Source organism: Lentimicrobium sp. S6, assembly GCF_013166635.1.
Classification (GTDB): Bacteria; Bacteroidota; Bacteroidia; order Bacteroidales; family UBA12170; genus UBA12170.
Map to the genome: position 1 here is coordinate 38,930 of NZ_JABKBZ010000004.1, position 18,071 is coordinate 57,000.

Sequence of the window (18,071 nt, forward strand, 5' to 3'; positions counted from 1 at the left end):
CATTTCAAGACTCTTTTTTTTATTTTAGACTAGCTTATAAAAAATAGTTTTATTATATTTACATAAAAAAGATTGATATGGAACCGAACAATTTAAAGAATAGGGCTAACGAAAATACATTGATCTATTTTGTTGATGACGATTTAATCTATTTAAAAGTGGTATCTCATGATTTAGAAAAACAGGGATATAAAAATGTACGCTCATTTAGTAACGCTAAAGACATCATAGAAGCTGTTAAAGAAAAGAAACCCGATATTAGTTTATTGGATTATCATTTGGGAGGCAAAACCACTGGACTAGATGTTTTAAAAAAAATTAAGCAAATTAGTCCTAGTACACAAAATATTTTCCTCACAGCATCAGACGATATTAATGTAGCCATTGAGACGATGAAAAATGGTGCCTACGATTACGTAATTAAAGGAGATACCGCTCTTATTAGAATCAATCACCTTCTTGGCAATATTTGTAATCACATTAGAGCCGATAAAAAGGGAAACGTCATATTATGGTATAAGATATTCATTATTATTTTAATCATATTGGTAGGAGTTTTAATAGGAATACAGAATTACGGGCCTGCTTTGTAAATAGTCTTTCATTTATCTTTGATATTAAGGTTACCTCATATATTCATGAATTTTAGAAAGATATTCAAATATATAAGATGCTATGATTAGGTGGTTTTGCCGAAATACCTAATGACCATGAACAACAAGCCAAAACCCAAAATATAAGAAAGTATAATAGGAAAGCCAAAAGCCACGGGAAGTGTCCCTAGTAATAAAGAAACCCCTCCTACAGAAAGCGCATAAGGTAATTGCGTCCTAACATGTTCAATATGATTACATTGACTAGCTAAGGAGCTCATAATAGTTGTATCGGAGATTGGACTACAATGATCACCCATGACAGAACCAGCAAGAATTACAGAGACGACATTATGGAAAAGGACAATAGATTCATCATAGGATAATCCTGCTTCTGTTGCTAACAACCAAATTGCAGGAAGCATTAATGGATACAAAATAGCCATCGTTCCCCAAGAAGAACCAGTAGAGAAAGCTACCAAGGCAGCTAAAACAAATGCCAAAGCAGGGATTAAATATGGACTAATCTGTAAATCGATTAAACTACCTGAAATAAATTCAGCAGTATGAATATTCTCTGTCAATGCTGCCAAAGCCCAAGCCAAAGTTAAAATTAAAATAGCAGTGAGCATGATCCTAAAGCCATCAACCATACTATCCATAGATTCTTTAAGGTTTAATAACCTTTGAGAAACACTAAGGATTACCGCAATAAAAACACCAGCCAAAGATGACCATAACAAAGCTACATAGGAATCTGCATTACCAATGACACCACTCAAATTACGATAGAAGCTCAATTCACTCGACCAAGTAGAGGATTCTAATCCTGTGATCACTAAACCAGCGATAGTACCAAAAACTACAACAAGAACAGGAATTAATGCATTAAAAGCGTGAGGTTTCACTCCTTTTTTAGGCTGATAAGAATCATCAAGCGGGGTTTCTTTTTCGATTTCCTTCAGCACTATATGTTTGATCTTTATTTCAGCCTTCCTCATAGGACCAAAATCGCGACCTGTAAAGATAACCATCAAAACAAACCCAAGAGTAAATATGGGATAAAAGGAATATTGTAAAGAATTAAGGAAAACTACATATGGAGTCTCGTGTATATTTAATTGTTTTATCCCATCCTGAATATAGCTTAACTCAGCCCCTACCCATGTTGTAATTAAGGCTATTGAAGCAATTGGAGCTGCAGTAGAATCAACCAAATAAGCTAGTTTCTCTCGCGAAACCTTTAAACGATCTGTTACCGGACGCATGGTATTCCCGACCACCAAAGTATTGGCATAATCATCGAAAAATATTGATATTCCTAGCAACCAAGTGATAAACTGTCCAGATTTTCTAGTTTTAGCATATTTACTCAGAAAAGCTACTACTCCCGCCATTCCTCCATTTTTGGTAATAATATGCACCATCCCCCCTATAAGCATAGAAAAGACAATAATTGAAAGATGCCCTGGATCATTTAAGGCTCCAATAATATAATCAGTTATAATACTGAAAAAGCCTTTATAAATAGCAGCAAAGAAAGACTCTCCATAGAAAAATTGAATGGTAGTGGTTCCAATAAATATCCCCATAAATAAAGCAGTAAAAACTTCCTTAAAAACTAAAGCCACAAAGATGGCTACAAGGGGAGGGATAATACTAAACCAAAGTGGTATCGGATTAACTTTTACTTCAATAACACCGTGGGTGGATTCAAGCTTAATAATAGATTCCACATCAATTTTAATGGGTAGGTATGCATATCCATCTATGATTTCCAGTGTTTCAGCTTTCCCATTTACATAAACATCAAGAAAAGAATCTGAAGCATTTACTTTTATAGGAAAATCTAGTTCAATTCCCTGCATTATGATGAGTGGTTTCTCAACAGACCAAGCTGTAGTTTCTTGAGAAGAAACGGACTCAACTTTTCCCACTAAAAGAAAGAATAGGGCAAATAAAAAGACTAAACTTGAATATTTAATTGGATTCATCCTAAAAGTTTAGGGCGAATTTAATAAAAAGACTGGATGCAAGCTATAATTCCGGAAGAATCATAACCACAAATAGCTTTTAATTCCTCAGGTTTTCCATGTTCAATAAATTCATCAGCAATTCCAAGGTTTTTGATTTCCCCTTTAAACTGTAATTTATTTTTTAGTTCGGAAATTGCCGAAGCAAGACCACCTATTAAAGCACCATCTTCTATGGTAATAATTTTATCGAAACGCTCAAAAACCTCCTTGACCAATTCTTCATCTAAAGGCTTGAGAAAACGTAAATCATAAACTGCAGGCTTCTTGTCCGACTCAATTTTTTCAATAGCTTTCAAAACTTCTACACCAACAGTTCCAATACTCAAAATTGCTAAATCTTCTCCATCTCTTAATTGACGACCTCTACCAATTTCTACTTTTTCCAATTCACAAGCCCAATCCACATGTGAACCACGTCCTCTTGGAAAACGGATAGAGAATGGACCTTCTTTATAATCTTTAGCGGTATTCATCATATACCGTAACTCCCATTCATCAAGTGGAGCTGCGACAATCATATTTGGGATTCCTCTAAAATAAGCTAAATCAAAGACACCATGATGGGTTGGTCCATCCTCTCCTACCAAGCCTGCTCTATCCAAACAAAAAACTACAGGTAACTTTTGTAAAGCTACATCATGAACCACCTGGTCATAAGCCCTTTGCATAAAAGAAGAATAAATATTACAAAATGGTTTCATTCCAGAAATAGCTAATCCAGCAGCAAAAGTAACAGCATGCTGTTCTGCAATCCCAACGTCAAATACTCTCTCAGGATATTTCTCCATCATAAAATTAAATGAAGAACCGGTGGGCATAGCAGGGGTTATCCCAACGATTTTTTCATCTATTTCAGCTAACTCCAGTAATGTTTTCCCAAAAACATCTTGAAATTTGGGCGGGATACTGTCAGCTACCTCTATACTTTTTATCAATTCTCCTGTCCTGCTATCGAAAGTACCTGGAGCATGAAAAGTAATTGGATCTTGCTCCGCGGTAGCTAACCCTTTACCTTTCTTCGTTATGATATGCAATACTTTGGGGCCAGGAATATCTTTTAAATCAGATAATACCTTAACCAATCTTGGCAAATTATGACCATTCACCGGACCAAAATATCTAAAGTTCATCGATTCAAACATATTACTACTCTTGAGGAGGGTAGTTTTAATGGCTGAATCTATTTTACTTGCAATTTTCTGAGAAGCCAGACCTAATTTATCCATCTTCCCCAACATATTCCAGATATCATCCTTCAATCTATTATAAGTCTTGGAGGTTGAAACATCAGTTAGGTATTTATGGATAGCACCCACACTTGGATCTATGGCGATTCCATTATCATTTAGAATGACAAGGATATTAGAATTGCTAACACCAGCATTATTAAGTGCCTCCATAGCCATACCAGCCGTCATGGAGCCATCACCAATGATTGCAATATGCTGCCTATCAATTTCGCCTTTTAAACGCGAAGCTTCTGCCATACCTAAAGCAGCAGAAATACTAGTAGAGGAATGTCCTACACCAAAAGCATCATATTCACTTTCACTGATTTTTGGGAAACCAGAAATCCCATATAGCTTTCTATTGGTATGAAATTCGCTTTTTCGGCCTGTTAATATTTTATGCGGATAGGCTTGATGACCAACATCCCAAACTAATTTATCATAAGGAGTATCGAATACATAATGTAAAGCAATACTTAATTCGACAACCCCCAAACTAGAAGCCAGATGGCCGTGATTAGTTGCTACCACATCAATAATACATCTTCTAACATCAGAAGCTAATACTTGCAATTCTTCTTCTGTAAGATTCTTTAAATCTGTAGGTAAATTAACCTTTGATAATATTTTGCCAAATTGGTTTTGCATAATTCGCAAAATTAGATTTTTATTGCATCCATAAGTCAGTTTTTGAGAATAAAATCCAATATCATTTAATTATTTTATAAAAATGCTGTTCTCCAATTCAATAGGAATATGTTATAATCAAACAAGGCATTTAAGATGATAATTAAGGGGACCTGATTCTTTATCATACAAAACTTAATATAACAAAAGAGGCTCAAAATAAATTTGAGCCTCTTTTATTATTTAATTAAATGATAATTAATGACCTCCGCTAGCAGGCATTTTTAGTTTATCACCTGTCTCATCTGCGATTTTCTTATACCACTTATCACCATAACCTGGCTGTTTCATATTTGGGTTTTGATGTCCAGGATTAGCAGTCTTGATATTACCATCCATGTATTTCATAAATAAGTATTTATAAAAATCTTTCCATGCATAAGTAACCATATCAGCTTGTGAACAAGAATAATGAGTTAAATATTCAGCAGCAGAATGAGGATTCTTTTCATAAAGAGCTACAGCACGTTGGTCAACCATATCAGTGTGCATCACAAATTGATCTTCAAACATTTGTTGTTTCTTTTCAACTTCTGGATGAATTTCATTATAACGAGTATAGGCCAAGTTTGTCACTTGATTAAATACCCAGAAAGCAGCATCATCAGACCAAACCATCATTTTACCATTTCCTCTTTCTAAAGTACGTGGGGCTTTGGTAATACTAGAATACAAAGGAACATAAACACAGCTAGAGGCATCATCAACTCCAAACCAAATAATTCCACCAACTGGATCTGGCAACCAAGAACGACTTTGAGAAATAAAAGAAAAACCTGTTTGTTGAGTAGCAGTAGCACGCTCGTTACAATAAGTTTCGCCATCTACTTTCCATGTCAATGGTCTCCAACGGTATGGATTTTCAAAAGCACCAGCTCCCATATCTTTACTCATATCTAATTCTGTTCCTTCTAAATGATTTCTCATAAAGAACATCATATCTTGAACAGATATTTTTCTGTTAGGCTTCACCCATAAAGGCATACGATTGGTTGGGTAATGATCTTTATTCTCATCACCATTGGCTAATTTCTTACCATGCTCAATATTACCTTTTACATATTCCCAATAGTTATTGGCATCATCAGTAATTTCATTAAACATAGACCAAACGCGAATTTCACAGAAACGCGCCCCTCCAAAATCAACTGGAGCATAAGAATCTGAGAAACTAAAGTTTTTATCTGCACCGGAGAAATATCCTTTTTCACGAGCAAAAGTGATAACGTCAGCAGCATAAACATTTTCTACTTCTTTATTGAAAATCTTATCCATTTCATCAGAAGAAATAGAAGTTTTTCCATCACTTAAAGGGAAAGTAGTAATACGAGCTTGATTGGCATGACCAGAAACATATCCATCAGGAATACGACGTGCTACCCAAACGGCACCTTTATTATCAGGTCCCTTGCTAATCAATTCCATAATCCAAACCTCATTAGGATCAGAAATAGAAAAAGATTCACCAGAACTATAATATCCATATTCAGCCATTAAACCAGCGATAGTTTTAATCGCTTCACGAGCATTTTTTGCTCTTTGTAAGGTGATATATATTAAACTACCATAATCCATGATTCCTTTTGGATCACGCAATTCTGAACGTCCACCATAAGTTGTTTCTCCTATGGCCAACTGAAATTCATTCATATTACCAACCACATTATAAGTTTTGGCAGCTTGCTTAATCTCTCCAAGATACTTTCCTGTATCCCATTCATAAACATCTAACATCGCATCCTTTGCCCATGTTGTAGCAGGCCAGTGATATAATTCACCATATAATACATGACTATCGGCGGCATAACTAATCATGGTAGAACCATCAGTAGATGCACCTTTAGTAATCAAATAATTGGTACAAGCGGAAGCTTGATGGCTTGAAAAGACCACCGTGAAAGCCACTAGTACAAGCACTAATATCTTCTTCATAAGTATTGTATTTTAAATATATAATTGACGAAGCACAAAAGTAAGTTTTTTGGGGAAATATACAAGGATGCTAAAGACAGGCTTGAACGCTATTTAAAATTAGTACAATCAAGGATAAATAAAGGATTTTATATGGGTATTCTCGAACCTATAGTAGGTTTAAAGCTGCTATCTTCTCCACAATAAAAGAGGATAGTTTTATATTAGATTCCATGGTCCAACCAGCAATATGAGGGCTCAATAAAACCTGATCGGAGGAGATTAATTTTTGGAAACTTTCGGGTAAATCTTCTTCTTTTAGCTTCTCAAAAGACACACCTTCAAACTCCAAAACATCTAATGCTGCTCCCAATACTTGTCCAGCTTCTATCCCTTTCATTAAATCAGCTGTGTTTACAACTGGTCCACGAGCCGTATTGATGAGATAGAATGGTTTGTTCATTTGCGAAATAAATTCATCATTGAACATATAGCGAGTTTCTTCGGTTAAAGGCACATGATAACTGATGACATCAGCTTGTTTAAAAACCTCCTCTAAAGCTACTTCTTGGGCATATTCATCAGAAAAATTGCTTTTATATTTATCGTAGGCAATCACCTTCATCTCAAAACCTAGAAGTCTTTGGGCAAAAGCTCTTCCCATATTTCCATATCCGATTATAGCCAATGTTTTTCCTTTTAGCTCAAAGCCTCGGTTTTCTTCTCTTATCCAGATGCCATTTCTAACTTCCTGATTAACTCTAACCAAATGATTTCTTAAGGCGAGAATCATTCCTAAGGCATGTTCAGCAACAGCATCGCGGTTTCCTTCAGGAGAATTGAGGCAAGCGATTCCTAAAGATTGGGCAAATTCTACATCAATATTTTCCATTCCCGCTCCAACTCTACCAATAAACTTTAGTTTTTTGGCTTGTTTCAGAATATGCTTGTCCATTTTAATTTTACTACGAATCACTACTCCATCATAATCAGCAATACAATTTAGATAATCCTGATATTTATAATCATCAAAATAATCGCATTGAAAGCCCATTTCCTCTAGTTCTTGAGGCAGGATTTCATGAGTAGTATCTATAAATAAAACTTTCATTTAATGAGTTTTAAAATATTCTATCAATAATTGAGCTTTTGATAAACCCACCTCTTTTTCTAAGGTCTTTAAATCTTGCTCTTTAATTTTCTTAACCGATTTAAATTTCTTCAGCAATAATTCGGTGGTCTGTGGACCAATACCTTTAATTTCAGTTAATGAAGTTTTTAATGTTCCTTTATCTCTTTTGCTTCGATGATGCGTAATTCCAAACCTGTGCGCCTCATCTCTTGTATGCTGTATGATTTTTAATGTCTCCGATTTTTTATCAATATACAAAGGTAAAGAATCACCAGGGAAATAGATTTCCTCCAACTTTTTGGCAATCCCAACAATGGTGATTTTTCCGCGAAGCCCTAACCTATCAAGACTTGAAACAGCAGCACTCAATTGTCCTTTACCTCCATCCACAACTATCAGTTGAGGTAAATCGGCATTTTCTTCTTGCAATCTTTTATAGCGTCGGTATATGACTTCGGCCATGGAGGCAAAATCATCGGGACCAACAACAGTCTTTATATTATAATGTCTGTATCCTTTTTTATAAGGTTTGGTGTTTTTAAACATCACCATGGCAGCAACTGGATAATCTCCTTGAAAATTGGAATTATCGAAACACTCAATATGACGAGGAAGTTCATTCATCCTCAATTCCTCTTTCATTTTATCGAGTATTCTTTTTACGTGACGTTCTGGATCTATTAAATCTTTTTTCTTTTTCTTATCCAACTGATAATACTTAGCATTACGCTCACTTAATTCTAAAAGATGCTTCTTATCACCAATTTTCGGGATAGTGATATAGATATTATCGAATGCTAAACTTATTTCAAATGGCAATAACATCTCTTCAGCTTCCAATCCATAAGTCTGCCTAATCTCAGCTATTCCCATTTCTAATAATTGTACAGGACTTTCCTCTAATTTTTTCTTTAACTCGAGAGTATGGGTTTGAACAATGGCCCCATCAATCACCTTCATAAAATTGATATAAGCAGCTTCCTCGTCTTCAAAAAAGGAAAATACATCCACATTTTTTATATTTGGATTCACCACCATAGATTTACTTCTATAGCTAGTTAAAACTTCTAACCTTTCTTTAAGCATTTGTGCCTTTTCAAATTCCATTGCTTCGGCATAGCTCATCATCTTTTGTTTCAACTCTTGAATTAAACTGGCTATGTTTCCTTTTAAAATCCTTGCTATCTCTTTTATATTTCCATCATAATCCTCTGTGCGTTGTTTTCCAACACACGGCCCCAGACAATTACCAAGATGGTAATCGAGACAAACTTTAAATTTACCAGCTTCTATATTCTTTTGTGAAAGATGATGAGCACAAGTACGAATGGGATATAATTGACGAATCAGTTCCAATATGGTTTTCATCATCTTACCAGAAGCATAAGGGCCAAAATACTGAGAACCATCATCATTTTTTTTACGCGTAGAAAAGACTCTAGGAAACGCTTCATTTTTAATACAAATCCATGGGAATGTCTTATCATCTTTGAGGAGGATATTATAACGAGGCTGGTACTTTTTGATAAGATTATTCTCCAATAAAAGCGCATCCACCTCTGTCTCCACCACTATAAATTTAAGGCTTACTATTTTTTTGACTAAAACCTTTAATTTTCCGCTATGATTTTGTAGCCCAGCAAAATAAGAAGAAACGCGTTTCTTTAGGTTTTTGGCTTTACCTACATAAATGATCTGCTCATTTTTATCAAAATATTGATAAACCCCTGGCTGGTGAGGCAAAGTTCTAATCTGCTTCTTTATGGCTTCATGAGCTTCATTCATAGAAAAAACTATTGTTCAGCTTTTAAGCCATCCCAACCTTGAGCTCTAATAGGAATGGCCTTATCAATTTCAGTAATCATCTGTGCTCCTGTCCCTTCATCCATCATATGACCAATAATGATAAAAGAATCATCATCCTTAATTTTCTCATAATCATCTTGAGAGATGGTAAACAAAAGCTGATAATCTTCCCCCCCATTTAATGCTAAGGTCGCCGGATGAATCCCAAAGTCATCAGAAACCTGATGGGTTTGAACATCCAAAGGAATTTTATTTTCATAGAGATGACAGCCCAATTTTGAAGCTTTACAAAGGTGAAGAATTTCAGAACCTAAGCCATCGCTAATGTCTATCATTGATGTTGGAATAACATCTAACTCCTCTAACTTTTTCACAATATCCACTCTCGCCTCTGGCTTTAACTGACGCTCTATAACATATTCAAAACCAGAAAACTCGGGTTGTACTTCAGGTGTTTTTTCAAACACTTTCCTTTCTCTTTCCAGCAATAAAAGCCCAGCATATGCTGCTCCTAAATCGCCAGTTGTAACCAACAAGTCTTTTTCCTTGGCTCCAGATCTTTTAACAATACGCTCCTCTTTTGCTTTTCCAATAACAGTTATTGAAATCACCAAACCACTAGTGCTGCTAGTAGTATCGCCACCCACTAAGTCAACATTATACTTGTCGCAAGCAAGCTTTATCCCCTCATATATTTCTTGCACAGCCTCTAAAGAAAAGCGATTACTTAATGCTATTCCAACAGTTATCTGAGTAGGAAGTGCATTCATAGCAGCCATATCAGAAAAATTTACAATAGCAGCTTTATAACCCAAATGTTTTAATGGAACATATGACAAGTGAAAATGAATTCCTTCCACTAATAAATCGGTAGAAACCAATACTTTTTCATCCTCCTTAAAACCAAGAATAGCGGCATCATCACCAATTCCTGTGAGAGTACTCTCTTGTTTAATCTCAAAATCTTTAGTTAAAATTTCTATCAATCTAAACTCACCTAATTCGGATATTTCGGTTCTTTTCTTTCTCTCTTCGAACATGCTGTATTATTTTTTTGCAAAAGTACAAAATGAATAGCACATATGGGTGATGATTATTTCTTGAATCAATTAATATTAGATCAGCTTTAAAATAGAAGAATTAAAGACGTTGATTGAAGTCATTTTTTTATTATTTTAGCCTAAACAATAATATTATGGAAAATTATAGTATATATTTTTGGTCTACATACCTCATGCTAGCCATTGTTTTTGGTTTGATTGGTAAAAACACAAAACTTGGTTTCTGGGGTGTTTTTATTTTAAGCGTGTTTTTAACACCTGCAATTGGTGTAGTAGTGATTTTAACGGCAAAACCCAAAGACAATAAAAAAAGAAAACTCTCAACAAAATAATGAGAATACGACCATTTCACTCATGCAATTATTATGCAAGCATAAATAAATATGCCCTATTTAGTTTAACAAAATCTAATCTGCACTGATTTTATTTAAAACTTGTTCAAATTAATTTTGTATAATTCTCTATATCAGGCGATTCCATATTTACAAAAACTTTAGGTTTAAGCAAAAAATACGGTGATATTTTTTGCTTTTATTGTTTTTTAGTTAACAGCTAAACAAATACTTTTGCAGTAATATTTTCAAGTAATAATAATAAATTTCAATATATGAAACCAACCCACATAGAGCACATAGGAATTGCAGTTAGCAACCTTGAAGAGAGCATTAAATACTACGAGGAAGTTTTAGGATTAGAATGCTATGCTGTTGAAGAAGTTACAGACCAGAAAGTAAAAACAGCTTTTTTTATGGTAGGTCAAACAAAACTCGAATTATTAGAAGCTACTGCTGATGATAGCCCAGTTGCTAAATTTCTAGATAAAAAAGGCCCTGGCGTTCACCATATAGCTTTTGCAATGGATGATGTAACTACTGCCTTAAATGATGCCGAAGCAAAAGGCGTACGTTTGATTGATAAAGAACCTCGTGGCGGTGCTGAAGGTTTAAGAATCGGATTCCTCCATCCTAAATCAACAGGTGGGGTTCTTACAGAGTTTTGTGGTAAAAAATAATAACATTCATTTGTAATAATTATATATAATGGCAATACAAGATAAAATAGACTTGCTCATCAAAAAACGGGAAGAAGCAGCCCTTGGCGGAGGAGAAAAAAGAATAGCCTCCCAGCACGCCAAAGGGAAATTCACAGCCCGTGAGCGAATTGACATCTTACTCGACGAGGGCAGTTTCGAAGAGTTTGATATGTTTGTAACTCACAGATGTACTAACTTTGGCATGGATAAGCAGCATTTCTTAGGAGATGGTGTAGTGACAGGTCATGGAACAATAGATGGTCGCATTGTTTACGTTTACTCTCAAGACTTCACGGTATTTGGAGGTTCTTTATCAGAAACTTTCGCTGAGAAAATTTGTAAAGTAATGGACATGGCTATGAAAGTAGGAGCACCTGTTATCGGCATCAATGATAGCGGAGGAGCACGTATTCAAGAAGGTGTAAATAGTTTAGCTGGTTATGCTGAGATCTTCCAAAGAAACATTATGGCTTCAGGAGTTATTCCTCAAATCTCTGCAATTTTTGGTCCTTGTGCTGGTGGAGCCGTATATTCTCCAGCTCTTACTGATGTTGTCATCATGAGTGAAGAATCTAGTTATATGTTTGTTACTGGCCCTAAAGTAACAAAAACAGTAACTGGAGAAGATATCACTACCGAAGACCTTGGTGGTGCAGATGTTCATACTTCCAAATCAGGTGTTGCTCACTACAAAGCAGAAAATGAAGAAGAAGGTTTAATGTTAATTAGAAAACTGATGGAATATCTTCCTAACAATAATATGGAAGACCCCATTCAAACTACTTGTAACGACCCTCTTGATCGTATTGATGATGTATTAAATGAAATCATTCCAGAAAACCCAAATCAGCCTTATGAAATGAAGGACATCATTTGGAGTTTAGCAGATAATAATGAATTCTTTGAGTTCCAAAGACATTTTGCTAAAAACATCATCACAGGTTTTATTAAATTAAATGGCAATCCAACTGCAGTTGTTGCCAATCAACCTAATTATTTAGCTGGTGTACTAGATATCAACGCCAGTAGAAAAGCTGCTCGCTTTGTACGTTTCTGCGATGCTTTCAATATTCCTATCTTAACATTGGTTGATGTTCCTGGTTTCTTACCTGGTAGCAAACAAGAGCATAACGGAATTATTACTCATGGTGCTAAGTTAATGTTTGCTTATGGTGAAGCTACAGTTCCAAAAGTAACAATTACAATCCGTAAATCCTACGGTGGTGCACATGATGTAATGAGCTCTAAACAATTAAGAGGAGACGTTAATTACGCGTGGCCAACTGCAGAAATCGCTGTAATGGGCGCCAAAGGTGCTATCGAAGTATTAGAAGGCAGAAAAATGTCGACTATGACTCCTGAAGAAGCTACTAAATATGCCGTTATAAAAGAGGACGAATACAAAGAACAATTCGCTAATCCCTATAATGCAGCAAGATATGGCTATATTGACGATGTCATTGAGCCTAGAAATACTAGATTTAGAATTGTTAGAGCTTTCAGAACATTAACAAACAAGAAGGATATGAATCCTCCAAAGAAACACGGAAACATTCCTTTGTAAAGAAAAGAAAATGGAACATCTAAATTTAATATTGCTTAATAGCACCATGGACTTCGGAATCACAGTTACTTTAATTGGATATCTAATTGTTCTTTCTGCACTTATTTTCTTATTCCTAGTATACTTACTAATACCCAAATTATTAGATATGTATACACGTTCTAGAATGAGAAGAGCTGGTAAAAAAGATGCAGAAGAAAGTACAATTGGTCATTCAGGAGAAGTAAATGCGGCTATTAGTATGGCTATATATCTTTGCATGAACGAAAAGCATGATATTGAAAGTGGTAAAATCACAGCTAAAAAATTGTCAAAACGATATTCTCCATGGAGTTCTAAGATATACACCATTCAGGGAGGTTTAAATTCAAGATTTTAAAAATTGAACAATGAAATCATATAAATTCAAAATACGAGGCAACGAATACGAAGTAGATATAAAAAGTACCGAAGGTAATCTTTTCGATATTGAAGTAAATGGTACTTCCTACCAAGTAGAACTTGACCGCGAAGTGAGTCAGTCCAAAACACCAACCATGGTAAGACAGGCTGTACCAACTCACAAAACAATTAAGAAAAAAGGAGATGGTGCAATAATTAAGGTTAAATGCCCTCTTCCTGGTAATATCATGAGTATTTTAGTAAAAGAAAAAGCCCAAGTTAAAAAAGGTGATACTTTACTGATGTACGAAGCCATGAAAATGGAAAACACAGTATTAGCAGAAAAAGATGGAGTCATCACCTCTATTAAAGTTCAAGTGGGTGAGGCCGTTCTTCAAGATCATGTTTTACTTGAAATGAAATAAAAATGGCGATAAGAAAACTATTAACAATAATAGGAGCAATTGCCATTATAGCATTGGTTTCAAGCAGCTTCAAACTGTATGAAAAAGCAACTGATGTTGAGCAAACTTCTCAAGTAGAGAAAAGTACCGGAGTCACTTCCGATATGGGACACGATGAAGAAAGCGTAACAGGAATGTCTGGAATGGGCGGAGTAATGAAGTTTTACGAATACTCTGGCTTTAATAATGTTACAACAGGTCACCTTGTGATGCTTTTCGTCGGATTATTCTTTATCTTCCTAGCCATTAAATACGATTACGAACCCTTGCTTTTAATTCCTATAGGAATTGGTATCATAATAGGCAACATCCCCTTTATGGAAGGAGCAGGTTTAAAATTAGGTATTTATGAGGAAGGTAGTGTTATGAATTATCTATATTATGGTGTAACACTTGGTATATACCCTCCTCTAATTTTCTTAGGAATTGGAGCCATGACAGATTTCTCTTCATTAATCTCTAATCCCAAATTGATGCTTTTAGGAGCTGCTGCTCAAATTGGTATCTTCCTTACTTTCCTTGGAGCTATTGCTTTAGGATTTAATCCACCAGAAGCTGGTGCTATTGGAATTATTGGTGGAGCAGATGGCCCTACCGCGATTTTTCTTTCGTCTAAATTAGCAAATGGTATTAACTTATATAACGGAGAGACTGTATTAAACTTAATTGGCCCTATTGCCATTGCTGCTTATTCATACATGGCCCTAGTACCTGTAATCCAACCTCCAATCATGCGTTTATTAACGAATGATAAAGAGCGTGTTATTAGAATGAAACCTCCTAGAGTTGTTCCTAAATTAGAGAAAATTATGTTCCCTATTATTGGACTATTGCTAACAGGTTTTATTTCTCCAAGTTCATTACCATTATTAGGTATGCTATTCTTTGGTAACTTGCTAAAAGAAAGTGGAAGAACTAAACGATTAGCTGATACTGCTCGAAATCCAATGATCGATATCGTAACTATTCTTTTGGGTATCACTGTAGGAGCTTCTACTCAAGCTACTGTATTCTTAAAAGGAACTTCTTTAATGATTTTCGGACTAGGAGCTGCTTCATTTATCATTGCAACCGCAGGAGGAATCCTTTTTGCAAAATTCATGAATATATTCTTGAAAGATGGAGAAAAAATCAACCCTCTAGTAGGTGCAGCTGGTGTTAGTGCTGTTCCAGATAGTGCTCGTGTAGTACAACACGAAGGTTTAAAATACGATCCGACCAACCACCTTCTTATGCATGCCATGGCCCCCAATGTAAGTGGTGTTATTGGTTCTGCCGTAGCCGCTGGTATCCTATTGAGCTTTTTGGCATAAGCCATCTCAAAATATAATTACAGCCCCAGCTACTTATTTAGTTGGGGCTTCTTATTTTATATCTAAAAACTATGAGTTGTAAAACAACCATAATATAAATAGCTTTGTCCTTAAATAAAAATCATAATCATGAAAAACTATTTACTCCCATTTATCGCAATTATTGTGCTAATTGCAATTGTCTTTATATTCGAGAATAAAAATCCGCGTGACACATACGCTAATTCCATCAATAAAGAACTCATGGCTTTTCAAAAAAGCTTACCTGAGGAGTCCACTGATGAAAAGGCACTTGGGCAACCTGATATGGCAGCCCTACAAGAATATTATCAGGTAATGGATCCTGTAGAAAAACGAGTACCACAAGAAAGACTTGTAAAAGCTAATAAGGAGACTAAAGCAATCTTAGAAGCTTCAAGTTTCAAGAATTCTCAAGAATTAGAATGGGAGAATATTAATAGCAATATGGGTGGAAGAACCAGAGCATTAATGTGGGATCCTAACAGTAATACTGGCAACAGAGTTTGGGCAGGCTCCGTTACTGGTGGTATTTGGTATAACGAAGACATCACAGATTATAATTCTGAATGGCATCCTGTTGATGATTTTATGGCTTCCTTATCTATCAGTTGTTTGACCTACGATCCTAACGAAACTCAAACCTTCTATGCAGGAACTGGTGAAGCGCAAACTGCCATAATCACCTATAGAGAATCCTCTGGTAGAGGTGTTGGTATTTGGAAATCAGAAGACGGAGGTAGTACTTGGAGCATTATTGAGTCTAGTCAAAACTTTGCCTACATCACCGATATAGAAGTAAGAGATGAAGAAGGTATATCAGTTATTTATGCCGGTGTGGCTTCGGGCCAATATATGGGAGCCGATCATGTTTCACTTCCTTCTGATGGATTATATCGCTCCGATAATGGTGGAGACTCATGGGAACAAGTGCTACCATATATTTCAAATGAGATTCCATATACACCTGCAGATATTGAAATTGGTCCTGATGGAAGAATTTATATAGGAACCATGAGAAATATTGATGGAGAAGGTGGCGCCGTTATTCTATACTCTGATTTGGGAACTAGTGGTTCCTGGGTAGAGAATGATGATTACCAGGAAATTATTGAAGATGGAATTGGTGAATATAGCTTACCTGGTAGAGTGATGCTTGGAACATCCGCATCAGATAACTCTGAAGTATATGCAATAATCGGAGCTGGATACGAAAACGGATTTGGTTATTATCATGGGAATTTCGTATTAAAATCTTATAATAGTGGTGAAGATTGGGAAGAGTTAAACATTCCAAATAACGATCCAACATGGGCTAGCTTAAGCTGGCATGCTTTCTCTATAGCTGTTGATCCAGTGGAAGTAAACCATTTCTATATTGGAGGCCTAGACCAATATCATTCATTGAACGAAGGCTCTACTTACTTTCATGTAAGCGATTGGGCAGCTATGTATAGTGGTGGTGGGGATTATTATATTCACGCTGACCAACATGTGATAAAATTCAAACCTGGTTCTTCTGATGAAGTTATTTTTGGAACAGATGGCGGCGTCTTTTATACAAATAATGCAAGCGCTTCCAACCCAGTTTTTCAAGAAAGAAATAATCATTATTCAAGTTTACAATTTTACACCTGCGACATTCATCCTAGTACTGGAGAAGATCAATATTTAGGTGGTCTTCAAGATAATGGAACATTAAAATATACAGGCAATGACTTAACTATATTCGATATGATTGTTGGAGGAGATGGTGCTTATTGCTTCTATGATAAAAATGAGCCAAACATCTCATTAGCATCCTATTATTATAATAGATACACCGTGTTTAATGGAGATAATCAAGTGGCTTGGGTTGGAAATAATAGTACTGGAACATTTCTTTGTCCTGCGGATCTTGATTCCGAAAACAATATTCTATTTGCAAATGGAGTTGGTTTTTTTGGACAAGATGCAAACAAAATGTTTAGAGTGAAAAACCTGCCCAACAACCCAACAGAACAATTAATAGATGCAGGTACAAATATAAACACATGGTTTACTGCAGTTACAAATTCTCCTTATGCTGAGCTAGGAAGTTCTACCATATTTATGGGCTCCAATGCGGGGCATTTGTTTAAAATTAGTAATGCACAAGCTATAGCAAATACAACTGAAATAGGAAGCTCAGACTTCCCAACGGGAGCCATTAGCTGTATTGCTATCGGAGGTTCGGAAGATACCTTATTAGTAACATTCAGTAACTATGGAGTGAGTTCGGTTTGGCAAACCTATAATGGAGGTAATAACTGGCAAGAAATTGAAGGAAACCTACCAGATATGCCAATCAGATGGGCGCTATACCATCCAAACTCAAGTAAACAAGCACTTCTCGCAACTGAGCTAGGCGTATGGCAAGCCTCTGATTTAAGTGCAAATAACCCAAGCTGGTCTCCTGCTATTCAGGGGATGGCCAACGTAAGAGTTGATATGCTAAGAATAAGAGAAAGTGATAAAAAAGTAATCGCCGCCTCACATGGTAGAGGTCTATATACTTGTACATATGATTTATTATCAGTAGGACAAAATGAATTGGAAAACACGGAAAGCTTCACTGTTTATCCAAATCCTTCAAACGGCAAGATTAACATTGTTCTTCCTGACAACGAAAGCACAATAAAGCAATTACAACTTTTTAACATGAAGGGGGATTTGGTTTTTGAATCCTCAACATCCCTAAAAAATAATTTTGTTGACCTAAGCAACTATTCTACTGGAAGCTATGTCTTAAAACTAAAGACTTCAAGTAAATATTATTCAAGCAAGATAAGTATACAATAAAATATTTATCTGCTTTGTTCATT

The 18,071-nt window shown here is 35.6% G+C and carries 14 protein-coding genes; 8 read left to right on the forward strand and 6 right to left on the reverse strand.

From position 1 onward, the window contains the following. Window positions 1-77 precede the first annotated feature (77 nt). Window positions 78-593: a response regulator gene (locus HNS40_RS02745; RefSeq protein WP_172277309.1), complete on the forward strand. Its 516-nt coding sequence runs from the start codon at window positions 78-80 to the stop codon at window positions 591-593. 86 nt (window positions 594-679) lie between these two features. Here HNS40_RS02745 and HNS40_RS02750 read toward each other — a convergent pair whose 3' ends face one another. The 6 genes from HNS40_RS02750 to thiL all read right to left on the reverse strand — a co-directional run bounded on the left by HNS40_RS02750 (window position 680) and on the right by thiL (window position 10,434). After that, a complete protein-coding gene (locus HNS40_RS02750; protein ID WP_172277312.1) occupies window positions 680-2,587 on the reverse strand; it encodes a Na+/H+ antiporter NhaC family protein in 1,908 nt (635 codons plus the stop codon). Window positions 2,588-2,607: 20 nt separating this feature from the next. Continuing rightward, window positions 2,608-4,509, reverse strand: a complete 1,902-nt coding sequence (gene dxs, locus HNS40_RS02755; RefSeq protein ID WP_371742917.1) for a 1-deoxy-D-xylulose-5-phosphate synthase — start codon at window positions 4,507-4,509, stop codon at window positions 2,608-2,610. Window positions 4,510-4,743: 234 nt separating this feature from the next. Then, window positions 4,744-6,477, reverse strand: coding sequence for a C69 family dipeptidase (locus HNS40_RS02760; protein ID WP_172277318.1), 1,734 nt, complete (start codon window positions 6,475-6,477; stop codon window positions 4,744-4,746). A gap of 148 nt (window positions 6,478-6,625) precedes the next feature. Next, window positions 6,626-7,567 (reverse strand): NAD(P)-dependent oxidoreductase, encoded by a 942-nt coding sequence (locus tag HNS40_RS02765; RefSeq protein WP_172277321.1) that lies wholly within the window; start codon window positions 7,565-7,567, stop codon window positions 6,626-6,628. After that, window positions 7,568-9,373 (reverse strand): excinuclease ABC subunit UvrC, encoded by a 1,806-nt coding sequence (uvrC, locus tag HNS40_RS02770; RefSeq protein ID WP_172277324.1) that lies wholly within the window; start codon window positions 9,371-9,373, stop codon window positions 7,568-7,570. 8 nt (window positions 9,374-9,381) lie between these two features. Then, the gene (gene thiL, locus HNS40_RS02775) at window positions 9,382-10,434 is read right to left on the reverse strand and encodes a thiamine-phosphate kinase (protein ID WP_172277328.1); all 1,053 of its coding nucleotides are present in this window, start codon (window positions 10,432-10,434) and stop codon (window positions 9,382-9,384) included. Between the two features lie 155 nt (window positions 10,435-10,589). Here thiL and HNS40_RS02780 point away from each other — a divergent pair, with 155 nt between their 5' ends. The 7 genes from HNS40_RS02780 to HNS40_RS02810 all read left to right on the forward strand — a co-directional run bounded on the left by HNS40_RS02780 (window position 10,590) and on the right by HNS40_RS02810 (window position 18,048). Further along, entirely contained in the window at window positions 10,590-10,787 is a 198-nt protein-coding gene (locus tag HNS40_RS02780; RefSeq protein WP_172277331.1) for a hypothetical protein, read from the forward strand. A 275-nt stretch (window positions 10,788-11,062) separates the two neighbouring features. Beyond that, a complete protein-coding gene (gene mce / locus HNS40_RS02785) occupies window positions 11,063-11,467 on the forward strand; it encodes a methylmalonyl-CoA epimerase (RefSeq protein ID WP_172277334.1) in 405 nt (134 codons plus the stop codon). A gap of 28 nt (window positions 11,468-11,495) precedes the next feature. Next, window positions 11,496-13,052 carry an acyl-CoA carboxylase subunit beta gene (locus HNS40_RS02790; RefSeq protein ID WP_172277337.1) on the forward strand — a complete coding sequence of 519 codons (1,557 nt, stop codon included), beginning with the start codon at window positions 11,496-11,498 and terminating at the stop codon, window positions 13,050-13,052. Window positions 13,053-13,062: 10 nt separating this feature from the next. Continuing rightward, window positions 13,063-13,431 carry an OadG family protein gene (locus HNS40_RS02795; protein WP_172277340.1) on the forward strand — a complete coding sequence of 123 codons (369 nt, stop codon included), beginning with the start codon at window positions 13,063-13,065 and terminating at the stop codon, window positions 13,429-13,431. 10 nt (window positions 13,432-13,441) lie between these two features. Beyond that, on the forward strand, window positions 13,442-13,858 hold the full coding sequence (locus HNS40_RS02800; RefSeq protein WP_172277343.1) for a biotin/lipoyl-containing protein: 417 nt from the start codon (window positions 13,442-13,444) through the stop codon (window positions 13,856-13,858). A gap of 173 nt (window positions 13,859-14,031) precedes the next feature. Beyond that, a complete protein-coding gene (locus HNS40_RS02805; RefSeq protein ID WP_216663646.1) occupies window positions 14,032-15,210 on the forward strand; it encodes a sodium ion-translocating decarboxylase subunit beta in 1,179 nt (392 codons plus the stop codon). A gap of 129 nt (window positions 15,211-15,339) precedes the next feature. Beyond that, window positions 15,340-18,048 (forward strand): T9SS type A sorting domain-containing protein, encoded by a 2,709-nt coding sequence (locus HNS40_RS02810; RefSeq protein WP_172277346.1) that lies wholly within the window; start codon window positions 15,340-15,342, stop codon window positions 18,046-18,048. Window positions 18,049-18,071 lie beyond the last annotated feature (23 nt).

Coding starts and splice junctions, on each gene's coding strand:
- HNS40_RS02745 (WP_172277309.1), top strand. CDS start 78: ATGGAACCGAACAATTTAAAGAATAGGGCTAACGAAAATACATTGATC.
- HNS40_RS02750 (WP_172277312.1), bottom strand. CDS start 2,587: ATGAATCCAATTAAATATTCAAGTTTAGTCTTTTTATTTGCCCTATTC.
- HNS40_RS02760 (WP_172277318.1), bottom strand. CDS start 6,477: ATGAAGAAGATATTAGTGCTTGTACTAGTGGCTTTCACGGTGGTCTTT.
- HNS40_RS02765 (WP_172277321.1), bottom strand. CDS start 7,567: ATGAAAGTTTTATTTATAGATACTACTCATGAAATCCTGCCTCAAGAA.
- uvrC (WP_172277324.1), bottom strand. CDS start 9,373: ATGAATGAAGCTCATGAAGCCATAAAGAAGCAGATTAGAACTTTGCCT.
- thiL (WP_172277328.1), bottom strand. CDS start 10,434: ATGTTCGAAGAGAGAAAGAAAAGAACCGAAATATCCGAATTAGGTGAG.
- HNS40_RS02780 (WP_172277331.1), top strand. CDS start 10,590: ATGGAAAATTATAGTATATATTTTTGGTCTACATACCTCATGCTAGCC.
- mce (WP_172277334.1), top strand. CDS start 11,063: ATGAAACCAACCCACATAGAGCACATAGGAATTGCAGTTAGCAACCTT.
- HNS40_RS02790 (WP_172277337.1), top strand. CDS start 11,496: ATGGCAATACAAGATAAAATAGACTTGCTCATCAAAAAACGGGAAGAA.
- HNS40_RS02795 (WP_172277340.1), top strand. CDS start 13,063: ATGGAACATCTAAATTTAATATTGCTTAATAGCACCATGGACTTCGGA.
- HNS40_RS02800 (WP_172277343.1), top strand. CDS start 13,442: ATGAAATCATATAAATTCAAAATACGAGGCAACGAATACGAAGTAGAT.
- HNS40_RS02805 (WP_216663646.1), top strand. CDS start 14,032: ATGTCTGGAATGGGCGGAGTAATGAAGTTTTACGAATACTCTGGCTTT.
- HNS40_RS02810 (WP_172277346.1), top strand. CDS start 15,340: ATGAAAAACTATTTACTCCCATTTATCGCAATTATTGTGCTAATTGCA.